The following is a 24072-nucleotide window of genomic DNA, read 5'->3' on the forward strand; positions in this document are numbered from 1 at the left end:
TTATCGGGTTCGGGTCCTTAAATCCGATCCATCCCCATTGTGCAAATCCCGGGAGCAGATCTCGGGCCGCGGCCAGCTGCCGCAAAGCTCTGGACAGGCCGGAAATGGGCCCTAAAAGGCCTTTTCGCCCCCGTTCTATCTACCTATTAAGGGTCCCATGAACGCGCCCAAGAACGACCCCAAGAACGAGCCCCAAATCACCCCCGAACTCGTCGCCGCCCACGGGCTGAAGCCGGACGAGTACGAGCGCATCCTGAAGCTGATCGGGCGGGTTCCGACCTTCACAGAACTCGGCATCTTCTCGGCGATGTGGAACGAGCATTGCTCGTACAAGTCGTCGCGCATCCATCTGCGCGGGCTGCCGACCAAGGCCCCCTGGGTGATCCAGGGCCCCGGCGAGAATGCCGGCGTGATCGACATCGGCGACGGGCAGGCCGTGGTCTTCAAGATGGAGAGCCACAATCACCCGAGCTACATCGAGCCCTACCAGGGCGCGACCACCGGCGTCGGTGGCATCCTGCGCGACGTCTTCACCATGGGCGCGCGGCCGATCGCCTGCCTGAACGCGCTGAGCTTCGGTGCGCCCGAGCATCCCAAGACCCGGCATCTGGTGTCCGGCGTGGTCGCGGGCGTCGGCGGCTACGGCAATTCCTTCGGCGTGCCGACGGTCGGCGGCCAGGTGCGTTTCCACACCCGCTATGACGGCAACATCTTGGTCAACGCCATGGCGGTCGGCCTCGCCGACGCCGACAAGATCTTCTACGCGGCGGCCTCCGGCGTGAACATGCCGATCGTCTATCTCGGCTCCAAGACCGGCCGCGACGGCATCCACGGCGCCTCGATGGCCTCAGCCGAATTCGACGACGCCTCCGAGGAGAAGCGCCCGACCGTGCAGGTCGGCGATCCCTTCGCCGAGAAGCTCTTGCTGGAAGCCTGCCTCGAGATCATGGAAAAGGGTTGCGTGATCGCGATCCAGGACATGGGCGCGGCGGGCCTGACCTGCTCGGCGGTCGAGATGGGCGCCAAGGGCGATCTCGGCGTCGAGCTCGACCTCAGCGCGGTGCCGACCCGCGAGACCGGGATGAGCGCCTACGAGATGATGCTCTCGGAAAGCCAGGAGCGCATGCTCATGGTGCTCAAGCCCGAGAAGGAAAAAGAGGCCGAGGCGATATTCCGCAAATGGGGGCTCGATTTCGCCATCGTCGGCTACACCACGCCGACCAAGCGTTTCGTCGTCAAGCATGGCGGCGACGTGATGGCCGATCTGCCGATCAAGGAGCTCGGTGACGAGGCGCCGGTCTACGACCGTCCGCACGTCGCCTCGAATGCGCTGCCGGTGATCCGCGGGCAGGACGTCAAGCCGCCGCTCGGTATCGCGGATGCGCTGGAAAAGCTGATCGGCACGCCCGAATTGTGCTCGAAGCGCTGGGTGTGGGAGCAGTACGACCACGTCATCCTCGGCAATACCATGCAGCGCCCCGGCGGCGATGCCGCGGTGGTTCGCGTCGAGGACGGACCGAAGGGCCTTGCGCTCACCGTCGACGTCACGCCGCGCTATTGCGAGGCCGATCCGTTCGAGGGCGGCAAGCAGGCGGTCGCGGAAGCCTGGCGCAACATCACTGCGGTCGGCGGCCGGCCGCTCGCGATCACCGACAATCTCAACTTCGGCAATCCGGAGCGGCCCGAGATCATGGGCCAGTTCGTCGGCTGCCTGAAGGGCATTTCGGAGGCCTGCCGCGCGCTGGACTTCCCGGTCGTGTCCGGCAACGTCTCGCTCTACAACGAGACCAACGGCCGCGGCATCCTGCCGACGCCCTCGATCGGCGGCGTCGGCCTGCTCGACGACTTCACCAAGTCCGCGACCCTGGCGTTCAAGGCGGCCGGCGAGGCGATCCTTCTGGTTGGCGACACGCAGGGCTGGCTCGGCCAGTCGGTCTATCTGCGCGACGTCTGCGGCCGCGAGGAGGGCGCTCCGCCGCCGGTCGATCTCGCTGCCGAGAAGCGCAATGGCGACGTGGTGCGCGGCATGATCCACGCCGGCACCGCGACCGCGGTGCACGACGTCTCCGACGGCGGTCTTTTGATCGCGCTCGCCGAAATGGCGATCGCAAGCGGCATCGGCGCGCAACTCCTGGCCGCGCCGTCCTCGATCGTGCCGCACGCCTATTGGTACGGCGAGGATCAGGCCCGCTACATCGTCACCGTGCCGGCCGCCGACGCAGGCCTCGTGCTGGCCAAGATGAAGGGCGCCGGCGTGCCCTGCGCGCGCATCGGCACCACCGGCGGCGACGCGATTGCGGTGGCTGGGGAGTCGCCGGTTGCGGTCGAAAGCCTGTCGCGCGCCTTCGAGCACTGGCTGCCGAACTACATGCACGGCACTGCCGCCTGATCCGGCTGGATCAGGCGCCGCGAGCAATGATTCAATGGCGCGATGAACCCATCATCGCGCCATTTCTATTCCGAACGTGATCCCTTCGGATCATGCCTTATGTCGCGCCGCGGACCGCGCGCCAGGCAAAGATGATGATGCAGGCGCCGATGAAGCCGGCGACGAGATAGCTGAGCCAGCCTCCGCCGAGCGATACGCCGAGCAGACCCAACAGCCAGTTCGCTAGCGCGGCGCCGACAATGCCGAGGATGATATTCATGAAGATGCCGGTTCCGGATTTCATGAACATCTCGGCGAGCCAGCCCGCCAGTCCGCCGACGATGATGGCGGCGATCCATCCAACTTGAGGGTCGTTCATCTCAGGACTCCCTAGGGTCAAGAAGTCCGGCCAGCATACCTGAGAATCACCTGGCGGGATGTGACCAAAGGCAGGTTGTGCGCAACTTGTCGGCCGCGAAAATGCCGTCAGCCCCGCCGCTTGCGCCGCGCCCGGCGTTCGGCCGCGGTGATCAGGATGCGCGGGCCCGGCCCCTGGGCGCCGAGCTTGTCGTCGCAGTTGCGCAGCGGGCAATCGGTCACCGACAGGCAGCCGCAACCGATGCAGTTGAACAGCTTGTCGCGGAGATCGGTGAGATCGTTGATGCGCTGCTCGAGCGTCTCGGTCCAGGCCCGCATCGCGCGCTCCCATTCGCGCACGGTCGGCGCGCGATCGAGCGGTATCGCGGCGAAGGTCTGCCTGATCTCCTCGAGCGGGATCCCGGCGCGCTGCGCGATCCTGATCACGGCGATCCGCCGCAGCACCCCGCGCATGTAGCGCCGCTGGTTGCCGCCGGTGCGCCGGCTCGCGATCAGTCCCTTGCTCTCGTAGAAGTGAAGGGTGGAGACAGCAAGTCCGCTGCGCCGCGCCACCTCGCCGACAGAAAGCTCCTGCGCAAGCGTCATTGCAAATCCTGGATTAGAAGTCCTGCAAGCTGCCAGCCTTGACCTCAACCGTACTTGAGGTTCTATATCAGTTGCGGGCTTGCAGGCGCAAGCTTCCGGCCGACACGCCGGGGTTTGTTCTTGGAAACAATATGCCGTCCGCATCATTTTCGTCGCGCCGCTGGCTCGGGCTTTGTGCCAGGCCGTTCGGCATCACCGTTCTGTTGCTCGCCTGTGCCGCGGCCGGCTTGTTTGCCTGGCGTGCAGGCGGATCCAGCGCCTCGGCCAAGCCCACCGCCGAGGCCCCGCCGACGCCGGTCGCGGCGATGGTGGTGCGGACCGAAACCCTGCCGCGGTCGATCGAGGCGATCGGCTCGCTGCAGGCGGTGCGTCAGGTGATTCTGGCGCCGGAGGTTGCCGGCCGCGTCACCGCGATCAATTTCGATGCCGGCATCGATGTCGCCGAGGGCGCGCCGCTGGTGCAGCTCTATGACGCGCCGCTGCGCGCCGCGCGTGCGGTTGCGGTCTCCAAGGGACGCTTCGCGCAATTGCAGGAGAAGCGCTCGCAGGGCCTCGCGCCGTCCGGCTTCGTGACCCAGGAGACGCTGCAGCAGCGGCAGGAAGATCTGAAGCAGGCCGACGCCTCGCTCGACCAGCTCGATGCCCAGATCGCGCAGATGACGATCCGCGCGCCGTTCGCGGGCCAGATCGGTCTGCGCAAGGTCAATCTCGGCCAATACGTCAATGCCGGCGATGCGCTCGCGACGCTGACCGCGCTCGACCAACTCTATGCCAATTTCACCGTTCCGCAGCAGCGCCTGTCAAATCTGAAGGTGGGAGGCGCGGTGACGATCCGTACCGATGCTTTCCCCGATCGGGTGTTCGAGGCCAAGATCAACGCCATCGAGCCGCAGGTCGCCGAGGACACCCGCAATGTCCTCGTGCAAGCCCTGTTTCCTAATCCCGACCGGCTGCTGCGGCCGGGCCTCTTCGTGATGGTAAGCGTGGTGCTGCCGCCGCAGGCGGACGCCATCGTGGTGCCGGTGACCGCGATCCAGACCAGCGCATCCGGCGAGAGCGTGCTGGTCGTGCGCGACAACAAGGCGGTCGGCGTCGCTGTCAAGACCGGGCAACGGATCGGCGAGCGTGTCGTGGTGGAGCTGGGGCTTGCGCCCGGCGATCACATCGTCACCGCGGGCCAGCTCCGCGTCATGCCCGGCGCGGCCGTCCAGACGACCATGCCGGAGACGCCGGAGAAGGGGCGCTGACCCGCGAGCGGTAGGCGACCAAAGGCAAGCATCATGCATTTCACCGACATCTTCATCCGCCGGCCGATTCTGGCGACGGTCGTCAGCCTGCTGATCCTGTTGATCGGCACCGCAGCGATGGTCTCGCTGCCGGTGCGGCAATATCCCAACATGGAGAGCGCGACGATCCAGGTCGACGTCTCGTTCCCCGGTGCGACCCAGGACGTGATGCAGGGCTTTGTGACGTCCGTCATCGCGCAGTCGATCGCGACCGCCAACGGCATCGAGTACATGACCTCGAACTCGACGCTTGGCCTCAGCCAGATCAAGGCCAAGCTGGTGCTCAACGCCAATGCCGACCGCGCCATGACCGAGGTGCTCGCCAAGGTGCAGCAGGTCAAGTACCGGATGCCGACCGGCGTGTTCGACCCTGTCATCACCAAGATCACCGACGGCGCCTCGGCGGTGCAGTACATCGCCTTCACCAGCGACACGCTGACGCCGGCGCAGATCACCGACTTCGCGACCCGCGTGGCGCAGCCGCTGCTCACCTCGGTGCCCGGCGTGGCGTCGGCCGACACCTCGGGCGGATCGTCGCTGGCGATGCGGGTGTGGATCGATCCGTTCAAGCTCGCGGCACGCGGGCTGACCGCGGCCGATATCTCCGCCGCGCTGCGGTCCAACAACGTGCAGGCGGCGCCGGGGCGGCTGCGCGGCGAGATGACCGTCACCAACATCACCGCGGCGACCGATCTGCGCAATCTCGACGATTTCCGCAAGATGGTGATCAAGACCGGCGCCGGCGGCGGAGGCCTGGTGCGGCTCGGCGACGTCGCCACCCTCGAGATCGGCGGCGAGAACTACGATTCCAACGCACGCGACAGCGGCAGGCCCACCGTCTACATCGCGGTGCAGCCGACCCCCGACGGCAACCCGCTGGAGATTGTCGCCGCCACCGCCAAGGTGATCGAGGACCTCAACCGCGTGGCGCCGCCCGGCTTGAAGGTCGCCGACGTCTTCAACATCGTGCACTTCGTCAAGGCCTCGATATCGGAGGTGCAGCATTCGCTGGCCGAGGCGATCGCGATCGTGGTGGTGGTGATCCTGCTGTTCCTGGGCTCGTTCCGTTCGGTGCTGATCCCTGTGGTCACCGTGCCGCTGTCGCTGGTCGGCACCGCCGCGATGATGCTGGCGCTCGGCTTTTCGATCAATCTGCTGACCCTGCTCGCGATGGTGCTGGCGATCGGGCTCGTGGTCGACGACGCCATCGTGGTGGTGGAAAACATCCATCGTCACATCGAGGAAGGGCGGAGCCCCAGCGACGCCGCCTTGATTGGCGCGCGCGAGATCATCGGTCCCGTGATCGCGATGACGATCACGCTCGCCGCGGTCTATGCGCCGATCGGCCTGATGGGCGGCCTGACCGGCAGCCTGTTCCGCGAATTCGCCTTCACACTGGCGGGCTCGGTGGTGGTCTCGGGCGTCATCGCCCTGACCTTGTCGCCGATGATGAGCGCGCAGCTGCTCGGCGAAGCCAACTCGCACGGCCGATTTGCCCGTTTCGTCGAGCATCAGTTCTCAAGGCTGTCGCGTGGCTACGGCCGGCTGCTGGCCGCGACGCTCAAGATGCGCGCAGCGGTGCTGCTGGTGGCATTCGGCGTGCTGGCGGCGATCGTGGTGCTGTTCCTCGGCAGCCAGCGCGAGCTCGCGCCCTCCGAGGACCAGGGCTATGTGTTCACCGTGCTCCGCGCGCCGCAATATGCCAGCGTCGATTACACCACGCGCTCCTCCGACCAGATCGAGCAGCTGTTTCGCTCGTTTCCCGAATACCATGCGAGCTGGTTCATCAACGGTACCGACGGGCAGAACCATGCCTTCGGCGGCATCACCCTGACCGATTGGGACAAGCGCAAGCGCTCGGCCAACGACATCCAGAACCAGCTCTACGGCATGTCCTACGGCGTGCTCGCCGCCAGCGTGACGCCGTTCCAGCCGGCGGCGCTGCCGGCGGCGACCGGCGGCCTGCCGTTTCAGATGGTGGTGCGCTCGGCCGGCGATTTCGCCACCATCTATCAGGAGGTCGAGACGCTGAAGGGGGCCGCATGGAAGAGCGGGCTGTTCGCCTTCGTCGACAGCGATCTTGCCTTCGACAGCCCGACCGCGCGGATCACCATCGATCACGCCAAGGCGGCCGAGGCCGGCGTCAGCATGCAGACCATCGCCGACACGCTCGCGGTGCTGGTCGGCGAGAATTATGTCAACCGCTTCAATTTCTTTGAACGCTCCTACGAGGTGATCCCGCAGGTGCGCCAGGCCGACCGGATCACGCCGGAAGGGCTCGGAAACTTCAACGTCCGTTCGAGCTCGGGGCAGATGTTTCCGCTGTCGACGGTGATCAAGGTCAACGTCAAGCCGGAGCCGAACCGGCTGCCGCAGTTCAATCAGATGAACGCGGCGACGATCTCGGCAGTGCTGAAGCCCGGCGTCACCATGGGGCAGGCGGTGTCGTTCATGCAGGGGCAGAAACTGTCGCCGGGGATGACCGTCGACTGGCTGTCGGACAGCCGGCAATATGTCCAGGAGGGCAACCGCCTGATCGTGACCTTCGGCATGGCGCTGATCGTGATCTTCCTGGTGCTGGCGACGCAGTTCGAGAGTTTTCGCGATCCGCTGGTGATCATGGTCACGGTGCCGCTCGCGGTCTGCGGTGCGCTGCTGCCGCTGTATTTCGGCTTCACCACGCTGAACATCTATACCCAGATCGGCCTCGTCACCCTGATCGGGCTGATCTCCAAGCACGGCATCCTGATGGTGAGCTTTGCCAACGAGATCCAGCACCATGAAGGGCTCGACCGGGTCGCCGCGATCCAGAAGGCGGCCGCGGTGCGGATGCGGCCGGTGCTGATGACGACAGCCGCGATGGTTGCGGGCCTCGCCCCGCTGCTCTATGCCGACGGCGCCGGCGCGGCGAGCCGCTTCGCGATCGGCATCGTCGTGGTGATGGGCATGCTGATCGGCACGCTGTTCACGCTGTTCGTGCTGCCGACCTTCTACATCCTGATCGCCCGCGATCATCGCGCCGCGGCCGCCCCGCGGCTGGAAAGCGTGGCGGCGAGGGGCGAGATCGCTGCGTAGGCGTAGGGTGGGTAGAGCGCAGCGAAACCCACCATCTCGATGCACAGCACGAAAGTGATGGGTTTCGCTGCGCTCTACCCATCCTACGGGTTCATCGAACTAAAGCACGTATCTCGAGCCGGGAATCTTGCGCAACACGGCCGTGACCGCCCAGCTCAGCGCCACAGTGGCGAAGAACGCGATCGCGGCCTTGGCGAAGGCCGGCAGATCCATATCAAACAGCCAGTATTGCAGCCACAGCACGATCGGATAGTGCACCAGGAACATGCCGTAGGCGTCGCCCTGCATCCGGTCGAGCAGCGTCGGGCCCGACGATTTCGATTGCAGGAAGTAGGCCAGGATCGCGAACAGGATCGAGGCGCTGAACAGCACATAGAAGGTACCGTAGATCCCGAGATACCAGCCCGGCAGCGGATCGGGGTTACCGATGATCATGCGCTTGATGTAGATCATCACCCACATCAAACAGTAGGGGATCAGCGTGATGCCGGTCCAGAACCAGCGGCGCTCGGTCAGCCGTCCGTGCGCGCTGAGCACGCCACCCTCGAGGTTCGCCGCCCCGATTCCCGCTCCGATGAAGAAATAGGACGCGTACAGCAGCACCCGACTCGCCTGCACCGAAAACGGTCCGAACTCGAACCAGTAGTTCTGGCCGTAATGGACCAGCATCGGCAGGTAGGCGGCGACACTGACGATGACGAGGAACAGCCAGAACTTCGAGGGACGTTGAAATCCCTTGATCGACAGGCGGTTGATCGGATCGAGCAGACGCGGCGACACCCGGTACAGCAGGCTCGCCGTGAGGTCGAAAGCCATCAGGACGTAGACGAACCAGATCGGGCCGCTTGGCCACGGCCCGACCGTCATGGTTTTCCACCAGAATTCGGAGAAGCTCAGCCCCGGCGTCGCGCGCAGCGCGATCGCGTAATAGGCGATCGGAATGACCGTGACAGCGCAGATCACGAACGGCAGGCCGAGCCGCAGCAGCCGGTCGCGCAGGAAGATCAGCCATGGCTTGTTGCCGAGCCCCGGCCAGACGAACAGCCCCGACAGGAAAAAGAACATCGCCATGAAGAAGCTGTCGGTGGCGAGCACCACGCAGTCGAAGCCGATCCACGATGTCGGGTCGGTGTGCCCGAAATAGGTGTAGGGGATCACCGCGTGGTGCAGCAGCACGACCAGGGTCAGGAAGGTGCGCGCGCGGTCCAGCGCGACATTGCGCTTGTGGAGCTTCGGTGCTGCCTGGATGTCGACGGCCGGAGCCGCGTGAGCAATCGATTTCATGGTGCCACCAGCCGGGTCTACATCCTGATGTTGCAGTCGGGAACCTGATTCAGCAAGGCCCAATCGGCTGGACGGGGGAGTATCGAGGTCGGTCATCTCGGCGAAGCTGTTTCGTCTTTGGAACTGCGGTCGGGTGCGGGCGTTCTCGTTCGACCTGGCGGACACGCGCGGTTATGAGGAGCGGGTAATGACAATTCTGAAATGGGCGCTGATCTTCCTTGTCGTATCGATCATCGCGGGTTTGCTTGGCTTCACCGGCATTTCCGCCGCCTCCGCCGACATCGCGCGCTTTCTGTTCTATGTGTTCGTCGTGATCTTCCTGGTGCTCCTGATCCTCGGGCTCACGATATTCAGGGTATAGCTGGGATCGGGGCCAAGGGCTCCCGACGTCATGCCCGGGCCTCGCCCGGGCATTGCCGTTTTGCAGGCTGGGTCAGCGCGCGACCAAAGGCCGGGAGAGGCCCGGCGCTTGCGGCAGGCGACCCTAGGCGACTTCCTCGATCTTCACCTTGTCCGGATAGAAGGCGAGGTGGCCGGCGATCTCGGTCATCGCCGGGAAGGGCTCCTCATAGGTCCAGATCGCGTTGTCCAGCGTCTTGCCGTTGGCCTTGATGCTGAAGTAGTTCGCGTCCCCCTTGTACGGGCAATGCGTGGTCCGCTCGGTGCGGGTCAACAGCTCCATGTTGGCGTCCTGCCGGGGGACGTATTGCACGGCCGGATAGCTCGCTTCCTTCAAGGTCAGCGCATGGGTAGTCTCGGCGATCACGACGCCGTCCGCGATGACGCGGACGCGCTTGGCGTTGGGCGTGATCGTAATGGGATGATCGGGGCCGGGGAGCTTCATGATTCTGCGCCTCTTCTGGTCATTTCGGTGTGATGGCTTGTGACCGATTGATGCAGGTTTAAATCGCTGGGAATGGGAATATAGTGTGCCCGGGATGACCTAGAAGACCCCAAGGGCTAGGTTTTATCCTTAGGTTTATCTGGCCGATCTGGCCCTGATTCGAACGACCTGACGGAGGTGGACTGGGATGCCGATGGACGCCCGTGATATCGAATCGATGATCAAGGCAGCGATTCCCGATGCCGAGGTGACGATCCGCGATCTGGCCGGCGACGGCGACCACTACGCCGCCACTGTTATTTCCGAGTCCTTCCGCGGCAAGTCCCGCGTCCAGCAGCACCAGATCGTCTACCAGTCGCTGAAGGGCCAGATGGGCGGCGTGCTGCACGCGCTGGCCCTGCAGACCGGCGTGCCGGAAGGCTAGGCCCGGCAAAGCTGCGGGCGGGGGCCTCAAGCATGGTGGACAATCCACGCGGTGCGATGTTTCGCGTCATCGTGCCGAACCAGCACAGCCGCGTCACCAATGCCGAGCTGTTCTTCGACCTCGTCTTCGTCTTCGCCGTCACGCAGCTGTCGCATACGCTGCTGCACCACTTCACCCCGCTTGGGGCGGTGCAGGTCACGCTGCTGTTCCTCGCGGTGTGGTGGGTGTGGGTCTACACCACCTGGGTCACCAACTGGCTCAATCCCGAGCTGACGCCGGTCCGCCTGCTGCTGTTCGTGCTGATGCTGGGCGGGCTGTTGCTGTCGACCTCCATACCGACCGCCTTCGAGGGCCGCGGGCTGTGGTTTGCCGGGACCTATGCGGCAATGCAGGTCGGCCGCACCACGTTCTGGCTGCTGGCGACGCCGCGGCGCCGGACGGCGGTGCGCCACAACGCCATCCGCATCCTGACCTGGCTGTCCTGCTCGGCCGTGCTGTGGATTCTCGGCGGATTCGCCGAGCACGAGACACGGATGTGGCTCTGGATTGCGGCGCTGACCATCGAATATATCGCGCCGGCCGCGCGGTTCTGGACCCCTGGGCTCGGCTTTTCCTCGATCGAGGCGTGGTCGGTCGAGGGCGGCCACATGGCCGAGCGCTGCGCCGGCTTCATCATCATTGCGCTCGGCGAGGCCATCGTGGTCGATGGCGCGACCTTTGCCGAGCTGACCTGGACGCCGGAGAATGTCACCGCGTTCATCTCGGCGCTGGTCGGCAGCATCGCGATGTGGTGGATCTATTTCCACAAGGGCGCCGAAGCCGGCTCGGATATGATCTCCAAGTCAGAGGAATCCGGGCGCGTGGCGCGGATCGCCTATACCTATCTGCACATGCCGATCGTCGGCGGCATCATCCTCACCGCGGTGGCCGACGAACTGGTGCTGAAGCACCCGTCCGGTCATTCCGATCTGAACACGATCGTCAGCTCGGTCGGCGGGCCCATGCTGTTCCTGGTCGGAACCATCCTGTTCAAATATGTGATCCGCAACTTCCTCCAGCTGTCGCACGGCGTCGGCATCGTCGCGCTGGCGATCACGGCCTATTTCGCCCGCGAGATGTCGCCGCTGGTGCTCTCGATCGTCACCACCGCGATCATGATCGTGGTCGCCGCGTGGGAGTCGATCTCGCTGCGGTCGACGGGGGAAGAGGAATAGCGGCGGCCGTTACTTGCGGCCGGCCTTTGCTACCAGGTGCTGCCAATAGACGAACAGCGGTGCGCCGATCACTTCGAGCGCGGTGAAGCCCACGAAGGGCAGCGGCGGCAAGCCGACCATCAGCATCGACAGCAGCCTGCCGATGCCGCCGAGGAAGATGCCGCCCCAGACCACCCGAAACAGCACGCTCTCGCTTTCGATCCGCGGTACCAGCCAGAGCAGCGCGAGGCCGAGACCAAGCCAGACCCCGCCGAAGAAGCGCAGATTGCTGTCGAGCACCGGCAGCGCCGGAACGCCCGCTGAGGCGTAGAGCGGATCGCTGACGCCCAGCATGGTGATGATGCCGGTCAGGATCGGGACCAGGGCGAGCAACGCCGTCGCGATCTGCAGCGGACGCCTGCCCATGATTTGCCCCGTCCTGGTTTGGGCGCTAGTCCGCGACCAGTGCGTGCACCGAGAACATCGTGTTAGCGTCGGTCCAGCTTTCGCGCACCGTCCAGCCCGCGCTGCGGGCGAGCGCGGTGAAGCGCTCGAGCGAGTATTTGTAGCTGTTCTCGGTGTGGATGCTCTCGCCCGGACGGAACGCAAAGGTGTTGCCGAGGATGCGCACGGTCTGCGCCTTGCGACTGATCAGGTGCATCTCGATGCGATGGCGATCGCGGTTGTAGATCGAGCGGTGCGTGAATCCCGACAGATCGAAATTGCCGCCGAGCTCGCGGTTGATGCGAACCAGCACATTGAGGTTGAACCGCGCGGTGACACCGGCTGCGTCGTTATAGGCGTCGTACAGCACGCGCTCGTCCTTCTCGAGGTCGACGCCGATGATCATCTGCGCGCCGTGGCCGAGGATTTTTCGCGCGCTGCGCAGGAAGGCCAAGGCCTCGCTCGGCTCGAAATTGCCGAGCGTCGAGCCGGGGAAGAAGCCGACCTTCGGCATCGCGGCGACGGCCTCGGGCAGCGTGAACGGCGTGGTGAAATCGGCAGCGACCGGGTAGATGCCGAGGCGAGGGAAATCCTTCCGCAGCCCGTCGGCCTGGGCTTTCAGGAAATCGCCTGAGATATCGACCGGCACATAGGCTGCGAATTCGCAATGCTCGAGCAGCAGGCGCACCTTGGTGGTCGCGCCAGCGCCGAACTCGACCAGCGCCGCGCCGTCAGGGATGATCGCGGCGATCTCGTCGCCGCGGTCGCGCAGGATGCCAAGCTCGGTGCGCGTTGGATAATATTCCGGCAGCACCGTGATCTGCTCGAACAGCTCGGAGCCGGTGGCGTCGTAGAAATATTTCGGCGACAGCCGTTTCGGGTGACGGGCGAGATCGCCAATCACGTCGCCGGCAAACACCGATGTCGCTTCGTCGAACGGATACGCTTTGGCCAAAGCGGCGGCATGCACATTCATGATACTCTCCCGAACGCGCTTACCGACGCGTTATTGATGTCGACAGGACTCAATCAGGCATAGTCTGCGAGGCGTAACCCCGTGAATTGCCAGCGATGGTGTGGATAGAAGAAGTTGCGATAGGTGACGCGGCTGTGACCTGAAGGCGTCGCCAGCGACGAGCCGCGCAGCACGAGCTGGTTGACCATGAACTTGCCGTTGTACTCACCGAGCGCGCCTTCGATCGCGCGGTAGCCCGGATAGGGCGAATAGGAGCTACGGGTCCATTGCCAGACGATGCCGTAGGCGTCGTTGAGCAGGCCGGCGCGCGCGGCGACCTCCCATTCCATCTCGGTCGGCAGGTGCCTGCCGGCCCATCGGGCGAAGGCGTCGGCCTCGTAATAGCTGACGTGGCAAACCGGCGCTGACGGATCGATCGGCTGCAGGCCGCCGAGCGTCATGAGCTTCCATTCGCCGTCGATCTCGCGCCAATGGCCGGGTGCCTGCCAGCCCTCGTTGCTCACGGTGCCGAAGCCATCCATCAGCCACAGCGTGGCGGTGGAATAGCCGCCGTCCTTCATGAAGGCGAGCCAGTCGGCATTGGTGACGAGGTTCTTCGCGAGCTTGACCGGGCCGACCAAGGCGCGATGCGCGGGCTTCTCATTGTCGAAATGGAAGCTGTCGTCGCCATGGCCGACGGTGTGGATGCCTTCGTTGAGCGTCACCCATTCCTCAGGCCCGTGCTGCGACGCCGGGAAGCGCCACGCCGGATCGTAGGCCGGCGGGATCGGGTTCTGCGCGAAGGCATGCAGGATGTCGGTGTACATCAGCTCCTGATGCTGCTGCTCGTGATTGAGCCCGACCTCGACCAGCGGCACCAGCGCCTCGAGCGTGTCGGCGCCGGCAGTCTGGAAGAATTTCACCACCTCGGCATCGACATGGCGGCGGTAGGCGGTGACTTCGTCGGCGGTCGGGCGGGTCAAATGGCCGCGCTGGTGGCGGGCGTGCCGCGGACCGGCGCTGACGTAATAAGAATTGAACAGATAAGCGTAGTCGGGATGGAATGGCGTGTAGCCCTTGACGTGCTCGCCGAGCAGGAACTGCTCGAAGAACCAGGTGGTATGGGCGCGGTGCCATTTGGCTGGGCTCGCGTCCGGCATCGACTGGATCAGCTGGTCTTCGGGCGACAGCGGTGCGGCCCGCCGTTCGGTCTCGTCGCGGACGGCGCGATAGGCGTCCACCAAGCGCTGGGCGAGCGGGCCGGATTCGGAGGATAGTGACGGGGGGACGGCGGGAAGGGCGGCCGCGGCAGAGGCTGGTTTCGTCACAGGGGTCTCCGATTCAATGGAGAGAACGTTGCTTCGGCAAACTGGTTCCCAACGGACAGTTCGTCCTAGATAGGGGCTCCGTTACGGGAAAAAAGCCTCCCCCTGCGATGATATTGGGGCCGTCAGATAATCCCGGCCCATTTTGGGCGCCCGCAGCGCCCGGTGCATGCCAGATTTCCGCCATTTTGCTTTGGATGCACAATGGTTTGAGCTACATATATAGTCAGTCACGGGTTAGAAGGGTGGGCCGGCCCGTCAAGGCCTGAGAGCGCCGCCCCCGAAGGAAGCGAAAATGAGCATCGAGCAATTCATCGACAACGAAGTGAAGTCGAACGACGTCGTGCTGTTCATGAAGGGCACGCCGCAATTCCCGCAGTGCGGGTTTTCCGGTCAGGTCGTGCAGATCCTCGACCACATCGGCGTCGGCTACAAAGGCCTCAACGTTCTCGAATCCGCCGAGCTGCGCAACGGCATCAAGGTCTATTCGAACTGGCCGACGATTCCGCAGCTCTATGTGAAGGGCGAGTTCGTCGGCGGTTGCGACATCATCCGCGAGATGTTCCAGGCCGGCGAATTGCAGCAGCTGTTTGCCGACAAGGGCATACCGGTCGACGTGGCTGCCTGACCTTGACGGCGCGCCAGATCGGCAAGGCGCGGCTCGAAGTCATCGTTACCGACATCACGACCCTGCGCGTTGACGCCATCGTCAACGCGGCCAATTCATCGCTGCTCGGCGGTGGCGGCGTTGACGGTGCGATCCATCGTGCCGCGGGGCCCGAGCTGCTCGCTGAGTGCCGCACCTTGCACGGCTGCAAGACCGGCGATGCCAAGATCACCAAAGGCTATCGGCTCCCGGCCAAGCACGTGATCCACGCCGTCGGCCCGATCTGGCACGGCGGCATTCAAAACGAGGATGCGCTGCTCGCATCCTGCTATCGCCGCGGCATCGAGCTGTGCCACGCCAATCAGCTGGGCTCCATCGCATTTCCCGCCATCTCGACCGGCGTCTATCACTTCCCGCCGGATCGCGCCGCCGACATCGCGGTCAAGGCCGTCGTCGATGCCCTGGCCGCCGCACCCGGCCTCGCGCAGGTGATCTTTTGCTGCTTTTCTGCCCAAAGCGGCGAGCTTCATCAGAAGGTCCTGGGGGCCTTTGGCAGCCCTTGTGCCTGATGATACCGCCGCTACACTTCCCCGTGATTTCCGGGGAGGGATAATCCAAATGCATTCATTTCGTTTGACGTGCGCGGCCGCGGCCGCCGCGGTGGTGCTGGCGGCGCCGGCGTACCCGCACACCGAGGGCACCTACGAGATTCCGGCGGGTGCGCATTTCAACCGCGACAAGCTCGCCAAGATCAGCGAGTTCTTTAAGAACGAGGTCGCGACCGGGAAGATTCCCGGCGCCATCGTCTTGATCCAGCAGCGCGGCAAGCCGGTCTATCACGAGGCCTTCGGCGTGCAGGATGTGGTCAGCAAGGTGCCGATCACGGACAAGACCATCTTCCGGCTGGCCTCGATGTCCAAGTCGATCACCGCCGTGGTGTCGATGCAGTTGCTGCAGGAAGGGAAATACAAGCTCGACGATCCCGTCTCGAAATACATCCCGTCCTTTGCCAACGTGAAGGTCGGCGTCGAGAAGAAGGCCGAGGACGGCACCAAGACGCTGGAGCTGGTGCCGCCAAAGCGGCCGCTCACGATCCTCGATCTGATGACGCATACGTCGGGTATCACCTACGGCTTCTATGGCGACAGCCTGGTCCGCAAGGCCTACAAGGAAGCCAATATCTACGGCGGAGATTTTGATCTCGCCGAATTCGCCGAGCGGATCGCCAAGCTGCCGCTGCACAACCAGCCCGGCGCGCTCTGGCAATACGGCCATTCCACCGACATTCTGGCGCGCGTGATGGAGGTGACCACCGGCGAGAAGCTCTCGACGATCGAGCGCGAAAGGCTGCTCGATCCGCTCGGCATGAAGGACACCGGCTTCTTCGTCACCGATCCCGAGAAGCAGAAGCTGATGGCCGAGCCGATGCCGAACGACAGCGACTTCCGGGTCGGCCGGGTCAACGATCCGACCAAGGTCAAGAAATGGGAGTCCGCCAGCGGCGGCATGGTCTCGACCATGGCGGATTATTCGCGCTTCGCGCAGATGCTGCTCAATGGCGGCACCCTCGACGGCAAGACCATCCTGAAGCCCGAGACGTTCAAGGAGCTGACGACCGACCGCGTCGGACCGGGCTCCGGCGTCGAGCGCGACTTTTTTTACTTCCCCGGCGACGGCTTCGGCTTCGGGCTTGGGATCGCGGTGCGCACCGATCCCGGCACTGCGAAGCCACCACCGCCCGGCGATCTCGGCGAGCTGAAATGGGACGGCGCCAGCGGCTGCTATTATGTCATCGACCGCAAGCAGGACTTCTTCTTCGTTCTGCTGGAGCAGACGCCGACCGAGCGTCAGCGCATCCAGCGGACGCTGAAGCAGCTCGTCTATGAAGCCATGGAAAACTAGAGCGTTTTCGAGCGAAGTGGATACCGGTTCGCGTGAAGCAGCGCGTTGAAAAGAAGGGAATGACGGCATGATCCGATTCAGGCGGATCGGCTCATGCGCTTGCATGCGTGGGGGCCGCGCGTTCGTCGCGGCACTAGCGTTCGCGTTGGTCGCAACGGTTGCGAAGGCCGGCTCCGCGGGGCCGGCCGCGCACAGCTTCTCGGCGGAGGGCCTCGCCAGGGTCTCCGACTATGTCAGGAACGAGGTCGCGACCGGAAAGATCCCGGGCGCGATCCTGCTGCTGCAGCAGCATGGCAAGCCGGTCTACTACGAGAAGTTCGGGGTTCGCGACGTCGCCACCGAGCTCTCGATGAGCGCGGATACCATCTTCCGCCTCTATTCGATGTCGAAGCCGATCACCACGGTCATCGCGATGATGCTGGTCGAGGAAGGCAAGCTCGCCCTCGGCGATCCGGTGTCGAAATATATCCCGTCCTTTGCCGACATGAAGGTCGGGGTGGAAAAGCGCGGCGATGAGGGCAAGATGGCGATGACGCTGGAGCCGCTGAGGCGCCCCATCACCATCGAAGACCTGATGCGCCACACCGCCGGCCTGCCTTACGGCTATTACGGCGGTGGTATCGTGAACAAGACCTACGCCGATGCCGGCCTGTTCAACAACGATCCCGACAATGCCGAATTCGTGGCGCGGCTCACGGCGCTGCCGCTCGCCGAACAACCCGGCACGCAATGGGACTACGGCCATTCCACCGACGTGCTCGGCCGCATCATCGAGGTGATCACGGGGAAATCGCTGTTTCAGGTCGAGCAGGAGCGGCTGCTCGGCCCGCTCGGGATGAACGAGACCGCGTTCTACGTCGCCGACCGGGCGAAATGGCCGCTGATCGCCGAGCCGATGCCGAAGGATCGCACCATCAGTCCGGTCGCCGACGTCCGCAATCCGCGCAAGCGGCTGCGATGGGAATCCGGCGGCGGCGGCATGGTCGGCACCATCGGCGACTATGCGCGCTTCTCGCAGATGCTGCTGAACGGCGGCAGCTATGAGGGCAGGCGCTATCTGAAGCCGGAGACCATCGCGCTGATGGCGAGGGACCATATCGGTCCGGAGACCGGCGTCGTGCGCGACCAGAACTACTATCCTGGTCCGAATTCCGGCTTCGGCCTCGGCTTCGCGGTCCGCACCTCGGTGCCGGCGAACACAGACTGGCCGCTGGGCGAGTATCGCTGGGACGGCGTCGGCGGCACCTTCTTCTTCATCGATCCCGCGGACGACCTGTTCGGGATCTTCATGGTGCAGACGCCGTCGCAGCGCGGCCGGATCCAGCAGGAGCTGAAGACGCTGATCTACCAGGCGATGGGGCGGTAGAATTCAGCTTCGAAGCCCGGATGAAGCGAAGCGCAATCTGGGCTACGGGAGTTACGCCGCGCGCACGATGTCCCTGACGTGTCCGACCGCTTCCTCGATCATCGCCGCGGTGACATCGAGATGCGTGCAGGCCCTGATCCGGCCGTCCATCATCGCCAGGGTCACGCCGCGCTTGCGCAGCTCGGCGACCATCTTGTCGCCTGAGACGCCGGCGCCGTCGGGCTTGAAGAAGACGAGGTTGGTCTCCGGCGCCTGCACCGCGATGCCGTTGATCTGCGACAGGCCGCGCGCCAGCGCCCGCGCATTGGCATGGTCGTCGGCGAGGCGGTCGACATGGTGATCGAGCGCATGGATGCAGGCGGCGGCGCAGACGCCGGACTGCCGCATCGAGCCGCCGAGCCGCTGCTTCCAGCGCCAGACATCGTCGATGAAGGCGCGGGTGCCGGCGATCACGCCGCCGATCGGCGCGCCGAGGCCCTTGGAGAAATCGATCCAGGCGGAATCCCAGCCCGCCGTCATGTCGCGCGGCGTGATGCCGGACGCCACAGTCGCATTGAGCAGCCGCGCGCCGTCCATGTGGGTGACAAGGCCGTGGGCCTTGGCGGTACGCACGACCTCGTCGAGCGCTGCCTTCTTCCAGATCGTGCCGCCACCGATATTGGCGGTCTGCTCGACGCTGACGAGCACCTGCGGCGGCTGGTAGCGGGTGCGCGGATGCAGCGCGGCCTGGAAGGTCTCAGGCGTGAACTGGCCGTCATCGCCCGGCAGCTGCGTGATCTGGAAACCGCCGAGCGCGGCATGGGCGCCGCCCTCGCGCGCAATGATATGCGCGGTCGCATGCGCCAAAATCTCGTCGCCGGGGCGGCAATAGGCCAGCGTCGCCGCGACGTTGCACATGGTGCCCGACGGCATGAAGACGGCAGCCTCCTTGCCGAGCAGATCGGCGACGCGGGCGCAGAGCTCATTGGTGGTCGGATCGTCGCCGACCTGCTCGTCGCCGACCTCCGCCTTCGCCATCGCCTCGCGCATCGCCGGCGTCGGCCTGGTCTGCGTATCGGACAGAAGGTTGATGCGGACGGGCGGGGCCTTGGGATCGGGCCGGGCAGGGGTGTAGTGCATGGGCTTTCCTCATCGCTCCGCTGGCGTGCGGAATCGCCGCTAGCGTATAGGCCTCCGGGCAGCGTGACGAAACCGCATAATTATGATCTCGGTGGGCGTCACGCGATAGTCGATCAGGTAGGGATAAGGTGTCGCCGAAAGCCGGCGGACGCCTGAGCGGCTTGTCGGGCGCCCTGCGCGCGGCTGCTCTTGCAGCAGCGTGACAAGTGCCAAGATGCGGTCCCGCACGTCGACCGCCCCCTGGGGCGATCGTGTCTCGATATAGGAGAGTGCCTGATCAATCTGAACAAGAGCGCGTCGCGTGTAACGGACGCTCACAGCCCGTGCTTTGCCCACATCGCACGGACTTCCTCGGCCGTTGCCAGCTCGCCGCGTGCAATCTCGGAGTCGGCTTCAGCCAGATCGGCGTCTTCTTCCGGCGCGAGCTGAAGCGGTGGTTGGTCGACGCCGGCAAGCTGCAGCATGATGCGCGCGAGCTCGTCCTGCTCTGTGTCAGGCAAGTTTGAAACTGTCTCGAAGGCCTGTTCCAGTAACCGGGTCATCGGCAAGAAACCTCAACGGGCAGTCATCTGCCAAGTCCCGAATATCATAGTCGTCTTGTGGGCAAACAAAAAGGCCCCGGCAAAACCGGGGCCTTTCGGATATCGCAATGCTGCAGTGATCAGCGCGAATAGAATTCGACGATCAGATGCGGCTCCATCTGCACCGGGAATGGCACGTCCGAGAGGCCGGGGGTGCGCGCGAACGTCGCGGTCATCTTGGAGTGATCGACCTCGATGAAGTCGGGCACGTCACGCTCAGGGAGCTGGGCCGCTTCCAGCACCGGCGTCAGCTGCTTGGAGGAGTCCTTGACCTCGATGAGGTCGCCGACCTTCAGCTTGTAGCTGCCGATGTTGACCTTGCGGCCGTTCACCTTGATGTGGCCGTGGTTGATGAATTGGCGCGCGGCGAACATCGTGGAGACGAACTTGGCGCGGTAGACCACGGTGTCGAGACGGCGCTCCAGGAGGCCGATCAGGTTCTCGCCGGTGTCGCCCTTCAGGCGGCTGGCTTCGACATAGATGCCGTGGAACTGGCGCTCGGAAATGTTGGCGTAGTAGCCCTTGAGCTTCTGCTTGGCGCGCAGCTGCACGCCGAAGTCGGAGAGCTTGCCCTTGCGGCGCTGGCCGTGCTGGCCGGGGCCGTATTCGCGGCGGTTCACGGGGCTCTTCGGGCGGCCCCAGATATTCTGGCCCATGCGGCGATCGATCTTGTACTTCGCCTCACTGCGCTTTGTCATCGCGTCCTCTTTGTACAGCCGTCGCACCCAGCGCCCGGCGTTTTGTCAGTCTAGGGTTTGAGGAGACGCGCCCTCCTGTGTACCGGCCAAAAGGCCTGTACCGACAGGTCCGCCTCGAAAGCTCGGGGAGGACCACGGGTCGCGAAACGCATCGCGGGCCGAAAACCGGCCCGCGAGCAAGGTGGTCTTAAGGAGAAAGTCCGGTTCTGTCAAACAAAACGCAGGGCATTTTGGGCCGAATTGGCGTCAAAATTCGCCGATTTTGCCCCTCAGAGGCGGCTTCCGGCCGCCCGGACCAGCCGGGCATCGGCTTGCGGCCGGCCCGCGCCCAGTTCCGCGGCGATTTCGCCGCCCAGCACCTGCTCGAGGCGGATCAAGGTCTGCGCGATCAGGGCGGCGTCGCAGACCAGATGGTCCCAGCGCAGCACCAAGTCGACAGTGTGGTCCGGCCTGATCACGCCGTAGCTCAACAGGAATGGCCCTGGGCTCAGCGCGTGCAACTCGCCGGGGCCATAGGCCGCGACCGAGGTCACGCCAAAACTGCCGCAGAAATTGGCGCGCTGCCGGCCAAAATTCATCCCGATCGTCCACGCCAGGCGGCGCAGCGGAAGCGGCAGGCGCGTCACGCAGAGCATTTTGCGGAACGAGGGGATTTCGTGCAGCGGCGCGGTCTTGGCGCGGCGGATCAGCGCGTCGACCTCGGCGAGCGGCATCTCGTCGGCGGCACAGATGCGCTCGAACAGCACGCAATCCTCGCCCTTCTCAACGCGGGCAATCGCCACCATGCCGACGCTGCGCGGCAACTCGTAGAGGCAAGGCCACGGCCATTTGACGTGCAGCGTGCGTAACGTCGGCTCGGTCCTGGCGACCAGCGCGAATGCCTTGACGAAGATGGCGGCCCAGCCCGGTGCCTGCGCCGCACGTGCACGAGCCTCGACGATTGCCCGCACGTTCAGGGTGCGCTTCAGGGAGACCAGCGGCACGCCGGCCGATGCATGCATCAGATCGGCGACGAGACGGCGCGGCAATGAAATCTGACGAAATTTACCGCGCATCCGTTCGGTTCAGTTCCTTAGCAAACAGGCAAAAAATCAAAGGCCCGGCGAGCTCAAATGGTTGCTCGCCGCATTGGAGCTCAGATGAACCAACTGGTCGGAGACCAAAGGGTTCTGCTCACGGCGCGGGTTTTGCCAACGGCTCGCCGGCCTTGACCACATAGACGCCGAGCACCTTGAGCGGCTTGTCGCCGGACGTCTTGGCGTCGTGCACCGCGCCTTCCGGGATCTGGTAGGAATCGCCCGCCTTCAGCTCAGCGGCGGTTTGCCGTCGATCAGAAGCTCGAGCTCGCCTTCGAGCACATAGCCGGTTTCAGCGCCGGGATGGGTGTGACGCCCCGACGCACCTACGGCCGGAACCTCGGCGATCGCGGTGATCGTGTTGTAGCCTGTCGGAAAATCGACCTTCTGCAGCGGCGTCCGCTTGATGCCGCTCTGCTGCGCCAGCGCAGCGCCGGCACCGGCAAGGGCAATCACAGTGAGACCAAGCAATAATTTCCTGAACATGGATTTTCCTCCCAACCCGCGAATCTCTAGCAGCGCGGAATCGCGGCGGAAAGCGGGCGATATGTGATGTGCACTTGCGACGTTGGGATTAGTCCGTTCATCGAACAGCGCGGGTTGTGCCGCTTATTCATGAGCTACTCAGGCGAACGAGCCGTATCGGCGACACGCATCGTTCACTCCGTCGCAGGCGCGATGCAGGAAGTTGCGCCCGCGGTTCCTTCACGACGTGACTGGAACCTGCTCGCCGGCAGCTGTGAACAAGCGGAGCGCCGCGCGGCCGCGTTTGACGCCTACCGCTTGATCCCCGCGAACACAGCCGCAATGCCGCGCTGGAACAGCGACCAGTCGAAGCCGAGTGCGAGCGCGAGGTAGCCGCGGTCGATCATCGCATTGGCCTGTTCGGCGGTGCGCGCGACGCCGCCGATCGGCACGCCGCTCTTCATGATGCCTTGTTCGGCGCGCTGCATCAGCGCGACCACTTCGGGATCGTCGGGCAGGCCGCGCTTGTTGATCGAGGTGGCGAGATCGCCGGGGCCAATCACCGCGAGGTCGATGCCCGGTGTCGCCATGATCTCGTCGATGCGGTTGACGGCATCGACGTGCTCGATCGTGATCATGCAGATCATGTCGTCGTCAGCGGTCGCCATATAGTCGTTCATCGAGACGCCCCAGCGGAACGGCGCATGGAACGGTCCCCAGAGCCGGTCGCCTTGCGGCGGATAGCGCACGCTGCGCACCGCCTTCACCGCATCGCTTGCGTTGCAGATCATCGGAAAATTGATGCCGAGCGCGCCGATGTCCATCGGTGCCTTGGCGAGATGCGGCTCGTTGGCGGCGATCCGCACCATCGGCACGCAGGGCGTGCCCGAGGTCGCCACGATCATCGCATGGGCGGTGCCGAGATCGATCGGGCCGTGCTCGAGATCGACGATGATCCAGTCCAACGACTGCGCCATGATCTGCACGGTCTGGATGCTCGGAATGGTCGCGATCGCGCCGAAGGTCGGGCGCTTGTCGCGCCACGCCTCGCGCAGGCGATTGAGCGGTGTCAGCGGGGCTGCGGTCAAATTTGGTCCTCCCTCGAAGGAGAGCAGAGGCTAGCAGCGCGTTGTGACGGCGAAAAGGATCAGGCCGGCACGCGGCCGCCGAAGAATGGCGTCAGCGCTTCCGTCAGCGCGTGCGGGCGCTTCGATGTGAAGATCATCTCGGCGCCGGCCTGGTCACTCTCCGAGCCTGCCGGGCCGAGCAGGTCGGCGACGCGGCGTGCGATCGCCGGCGCCGGATCGATCCAGTCGACCGGCCAGGGCGCGAGCCTCCTGAGGCGCTCCAGCAGCAGCGGATAATGCGTGCAGGCGAGCACGACGGTGTCAGTGCGGGCGGGGTCATGGGCGCCATCGCCGACGAAGCAGGGCGCGAGCTCGGCCGCGATATCCTCGTCGCGCACCCTCTCGCCGCTGAGGGCGGCCTCCGCCAGCGAAGCGAGCTCGCCGGAGCCGACCAGCGTCACCTCGCAGCCTTGCGCAAAGTCCGAGATCAGCTTGCGGGTATATTCGCGCTTCACGGTGCCCCTTGTGCCGAGCACCGACACGCGCTTCGTTTTCGACGAGGCGCAGGCCGGCTTGATCGCCGGCACGGTGCCGACGAAGGGCAAAGGATAGGCGTCGCGCAAATGCGCCATGACCAGCGTGGACGCCGTGTTGCAGGCAATCACGACGAGGTCGGGCGCGTGGGCCGCGATCAGCTCACCGACCAGCGGCACCACGCGGGCGATGATCTCGTCCTCGCCGTGATGGCCATAGGGGAAGAAGGCGTCGTCGGCGACATAGACGTAATGCGCGTCGGGCCGGGCGCGGACGATCTCGCGCAGCACGGTGAGGCCGCCGAGACCGGAATCGAACACAAGGATGGTCGGGGGAGTGGACACGCGAAAACTCTATCCGAAGCAGGGTTACCATTCAGTTGTTTTTGGCTATCCGGCCGCTTCGGCCGACAAAAGGCGGTGAAGCCGGGAATTTCACATGGCCTTGACCGATAGCTGCAAGTATCACGGCAAACTATTGCTGCGACGTGTGAAAT

At 64.7% G+C, this 24072-nt stretch carries 24 protein-coding genes and 1 pseudogene; 10 read left to right on the plus strand and 15 right to left on the minus strand.

Annotation, left to right across the window (positions count from 1 at the left end; translation table 11 throughout):
• Positions 1 to 157: 157 nt before the first annotated feature.
• Positions 158 to 2389 carry a phosphoribosylformylglycinamidine synthase subunit PurL gene (purL, locus tag J2R76_RS02075; protein WP_076828457.1) on the plus strand — a complete coding sequence of 744 codons (2232 nt, stop codon included), beginning with the start codon at positions 158 to 160 and terminating at the stop codon, positions 2387 to 2389.
• A gap of 97 nt (positions 2390 to 2486) precedes the next feature.
• Here the strand turns inward: purL and J2R76_RS02080 are convergent, their stop codons facing one another.
• Together J2R76_RS02080 and soxR are read right to left on the minus strand one after the other, a co-directional pair.
• Positions 2487 to 2747, minus strand: coding sequence for a GlsB/YeaQ/YmgE family stress response membrane protein (locus J2R76_RS02080; RefSeq protein WP_016843463.1), 261 nt, complete (start codon positions 2745 to 2747; stop codon positions 2487 to 2489).
• A 107-nt stretch (positions 2748 to 2854) separates the two neighbouring features.
• On the minus strand, positions 2855 to 3331 hold the full coding sequence (soxR, locus tag J2R76_RS02085; protein ID WP_057018397.1) for a redox-sensitive transcriptional activator SoxR: 477 nt from the start codon (positions 3329 to 3331) through the stop codon (positions 2855 to 2857).
• 131 nt (positions 3332 to 3462) lie between these two features.
• Between soxR and J2R76_RS02090 the strand changes: the two genes are divergently transcribed.
• Complete coding sequence (locus tag J2R76_RS02090) at positions 3463 to 4578, plus strand: efflux RND transporter periplasmic adaptor subunit (RefSeq protein WP_076828459.1); 1116 nt, start codon at positions 3463 to 3465, stop codon at positions 4576 to 4578.
• Positions 4579 to 4611: 33 nt separating this feature from the next.
• Positions 4612 to 7692: an efflux RND transporter permease subunit gene (locus J2R76_RS02095; protein WP_253623736.1), complete on the plus strand. Its 3081-nt coding sequence runs from the start codon at positions 4612 to 4614 to the stop codon at positions 7690 to 7692.
• A gap of 99 nt (positions 7693 to 7791) precedes the next feature.
• Here the strand turns inward: J2R76_RS02095 and J2R76_RS02100 are convergent, their stop codons facing one another.
• Complete coding sequence (locus J2R76_RS02100; protein ID WP_057018399.1) at positions 7792 to 8976, minus strand: acyltransferase; 1185 nt, start codon at positions 8974 to 8976, stop codon at positions 7792 to 7794.
• Between the two features lie 187 nt (positions 8977 to 9163).
• On the opposite strand from J2R76_RS02100, the gene J2R76_RS02105 reads away from it, so the two are divergent.
• On the plus strand, positions 9164 to 9337 hold the full coding sequence (locus tag J2R76_RS02105) for a DUF1328 domain-containing protein (protein ID WP_024582607.1): 174 nt from the start codon (positions 9164 to 9166) through the stop codon (positions 9335 to 9337).
• 123 nt (positions 9338 to 9460) lie between these two features.
• Here the strand turns inward: J2R76_RS02105 and J2R76_RS02110 are convergent, their stop codons facing one another.
• A complete protein-coding gene (locus J2R76_RS02110) occupies positions 9461 to 9820 on the minus strand; it encodes a DUF427 domain-containing protein (RefSeq protein ID WP_057018401.1) in 360 nt (119 codons plus the stop codon).
• A gap of 187 nt (positions 9821 to 10007) precedes the next feature.
• Between J2R76_RS02110 and J2R76_RS02115 the strand changes: the two genes are divergently transcribed.
• Both J2R76_RS02115 and J2R76_RS02120 read left to right on the plus strand, forming a co-directional pair.
• Positions 10008 to 10244 carry a BolA family protein gene (locus J2R76_RS02115; protein ID WP_016843470.1) on the plus strand — a complete coding sequence of 79 codons (237 nt, stop codon included), beginning with the start codon at positions 10008 to 10010 and terminating at the stop codon, positions 10242 to 10244.
• Positions 10245 to 10276: 32 nt separating this feature from the next.
• A complete protein-coding gene (locus J2R76_RS02120; protein WP_076828463.1) occupies positions 10277 to 11458 on the plus strand; it encodes a low temperature requirement protein A in 1182 nt (393 codons plus the stop codon).
• 9 nt (positions 11459 to 11467) lie between these two features.
• On the opposite strand, the gene J2R76_RS02125 is transcribed toward J2R76_RS02120, so the two are convergent.
• From J2R76_RS02125 to egtB, 3 genes are read right to left on the minus strand one after another with little or no spacing between them, the layout of a single operon-like run.
• Positions 11468 to 11863, minus strand: coding sequence for a DUF4345 domain-containing protein (locus J2R76_RS02125; RefSeq protein WP_076828465.1), 396 nt, complete (start codon positions 11861 to 11863; stop codon positions 11468 to 11470).
• Positions 11864 to 11888: 25 nt separating this feature from the next.
• A complete protein-coding gene (gene egtD, locus J2R76_RS02130) occupies positions 11889 to 12857 on the minus strand; it encodes an L-histidine N(alpha)-methyltransferase (RefSeq protein ID WP_076828467.1) in 969 nt (322 codons plus the stop codon).
• Between the two features lie 53 nt (positions 12858 to 12910).
• On the minus strand, positions 12911 to 14164 hold the full coding sequence (egtB, locus tag J2R76_RS02135) for an ergothioneine biosynthesis protein EgtB (protein ID WP_076828469.1): 1254 nt from the start codon (positions 14162 to 14164) through the stop codon (positions 12911 to 12913).
• Positions 14165 to 14456: 292 nt separating this feature from the next.
• On the opposite strand from egtB, the gene grxD reads away from it, so the two are divergent.
• The 4 genes from grxD (at position 14457) to J2R76_RS02155 (ending at position 18036) form a co-directional block, all read left to right on the plus strand.
• Positions 14457 to 14789, plus strand: coding sequence for a Grx4 family monothiol glutaredoxin (grxD, locus tag J2R76_RS02140; RefSeq protein WP_016843475.1), 333 nt, complete (start codon positions 14457 to 14459; stop codon positions 14787 to 14789).
• A complete protein-coding gene (locus tag J2R76_RS02145) occupies positions 14786 to 15337 on the plus strand; it encodes an O-acetyl-ADP-ribose deacetylase (RefSeq protein WP_057018462.1) in 552 nt (183 codons plus the stop codon). Before grxD ends, J2R76_RS02145 begins: the two co-directional genes overlap by 4 nt.
• 49 nt (positions 15338 to 15386) lie before the next feature.
• Positions 15387 to 16670, plus strand: coding sequence for a serine hydrolase (locus J2R76_RS02150; protein ID WP_076828470.1), 1284 nt, complete (start codon positions 15387 to 15389; stop codon positions 16668 to 16670).
• 103 nt (positions 16671 to 16773) lie between these two features.
• Positions 16774 to 18036 (plus strand): serine hydrolase, encoded by a 1263-nt coding sequence (locus tag J2R76_RS02155; protein WP_076828472.1) that lies wholly within the window; start codon positions 16774 to 16776, stop codon positions 18034 to 18036.
• A 51-nt stretch (positions 18037 to 18087) separates the two neighbouring features.
• Here J2R76_RS02155 and J2R76_RS02160 read toward each other — a convergent pair whose 3' ends face one another.
• The 8 genes and pseudogenes from J2R76_RS02160 to murI form a co-directional block, all read right to left on the minus strand.
• Positions 18088 to 19155, minus strand: coding sequence for a low specificity L-threonine aldolase (locus J2R76_RS02160; protein WP_076828474.1), 1068 nt, complete (start codon positions 19153 to 19155; stop codon positions 18088 to 18090).
• Positions 19156 to 19194: 39 nt separating this feature from the next.
• Positions 19195 to 19491: a type II toxin-antitoxin system RelE/ParE family toxin gene (locus J2R76_RS02165; protein ID WP_076828475.1), complete on the minus strand. Its 297-nt coding sequence runs from the start codon at positions 19489 to 19491 to the stop codon at positions 19195 to 19197.
• Entirely contained in the window at positions 19470 to 19697 is a 228-nt protein-coding gene (locus tag J2R76_RS02170) for a hypothetical protein (protein ID WP_076828477.1), read from the minus strand. The genes J2R76_RS02165 and J2R76_RS02170 overlap by 22 nt, the downstream gene beginning before the upstream one ends.
• Before the next feature lie 119 nt (positions 19698 to 19816).
• Positions 19817 to 20434: a 30S ribosomal protein S4 gene (gene rpsD, locus J2R76_RS02175; RefSeq protein ID WP_076828559.1), complete on the minus strand. Its 618-nt coding sequence runs from the start codon at positions 20432 to 20434 to the stop codon at positions 19817 to 19819.
• A gap of 269 nt (positions 20435 to 20703) precedes the next feature.
• Entirely contained in the window at positions 20704 to 21489 is a 786-nt protein-coding gene (locus tag J2R76_RS02180) for an acyltransferase (RefSeq protein WP_076828479.1), read from the minus strand.
• 118 nt (positions 21490 to 21607) lie between these two features.
• Positions 21608 to 21996, minus strand: a pseudogene (locus J2R76_RS02185) (cupin domain-containing protein).
• Positions 21997 to 22286: 290 nt separating this feature from the next.
• Complete coding sequence (locus tag J2R76_RS02190) at positions 22287 to 23063, minus strand: HpcH/HpaI aldolase/citrate lyase family protein (RefSeq protein WP_076828481.1); 777 nt, start codon at positions 23061 to 23063, stop codon at positions 22287 to 22289.
• 59 nt (positions 23064 to 23122) lie between these two features.
• A complete protein-coding gene (gene murI, locus J2R76_RS02195; protein WP_076828483.1) occupies positions 23123 to 23920 on the minus strand; it encodes a glutamate racemase in 798 nt (265 codons plus the stop codon).
• Between the last annotated feature and the right edge of the window lie 152 nt (positions 23921 to 24072).

It is taken from the genome of Bradyrhizobium sp. USDA 4532, from assembly GCF_024171315.1.
Lineage (GTDB): Bacteria > Pseudomonadota > Alphaproteobacteria > Rhizobiales > Xanthobacteraceae > Bradyrhizobium > Bradyrhizobium australafricanum.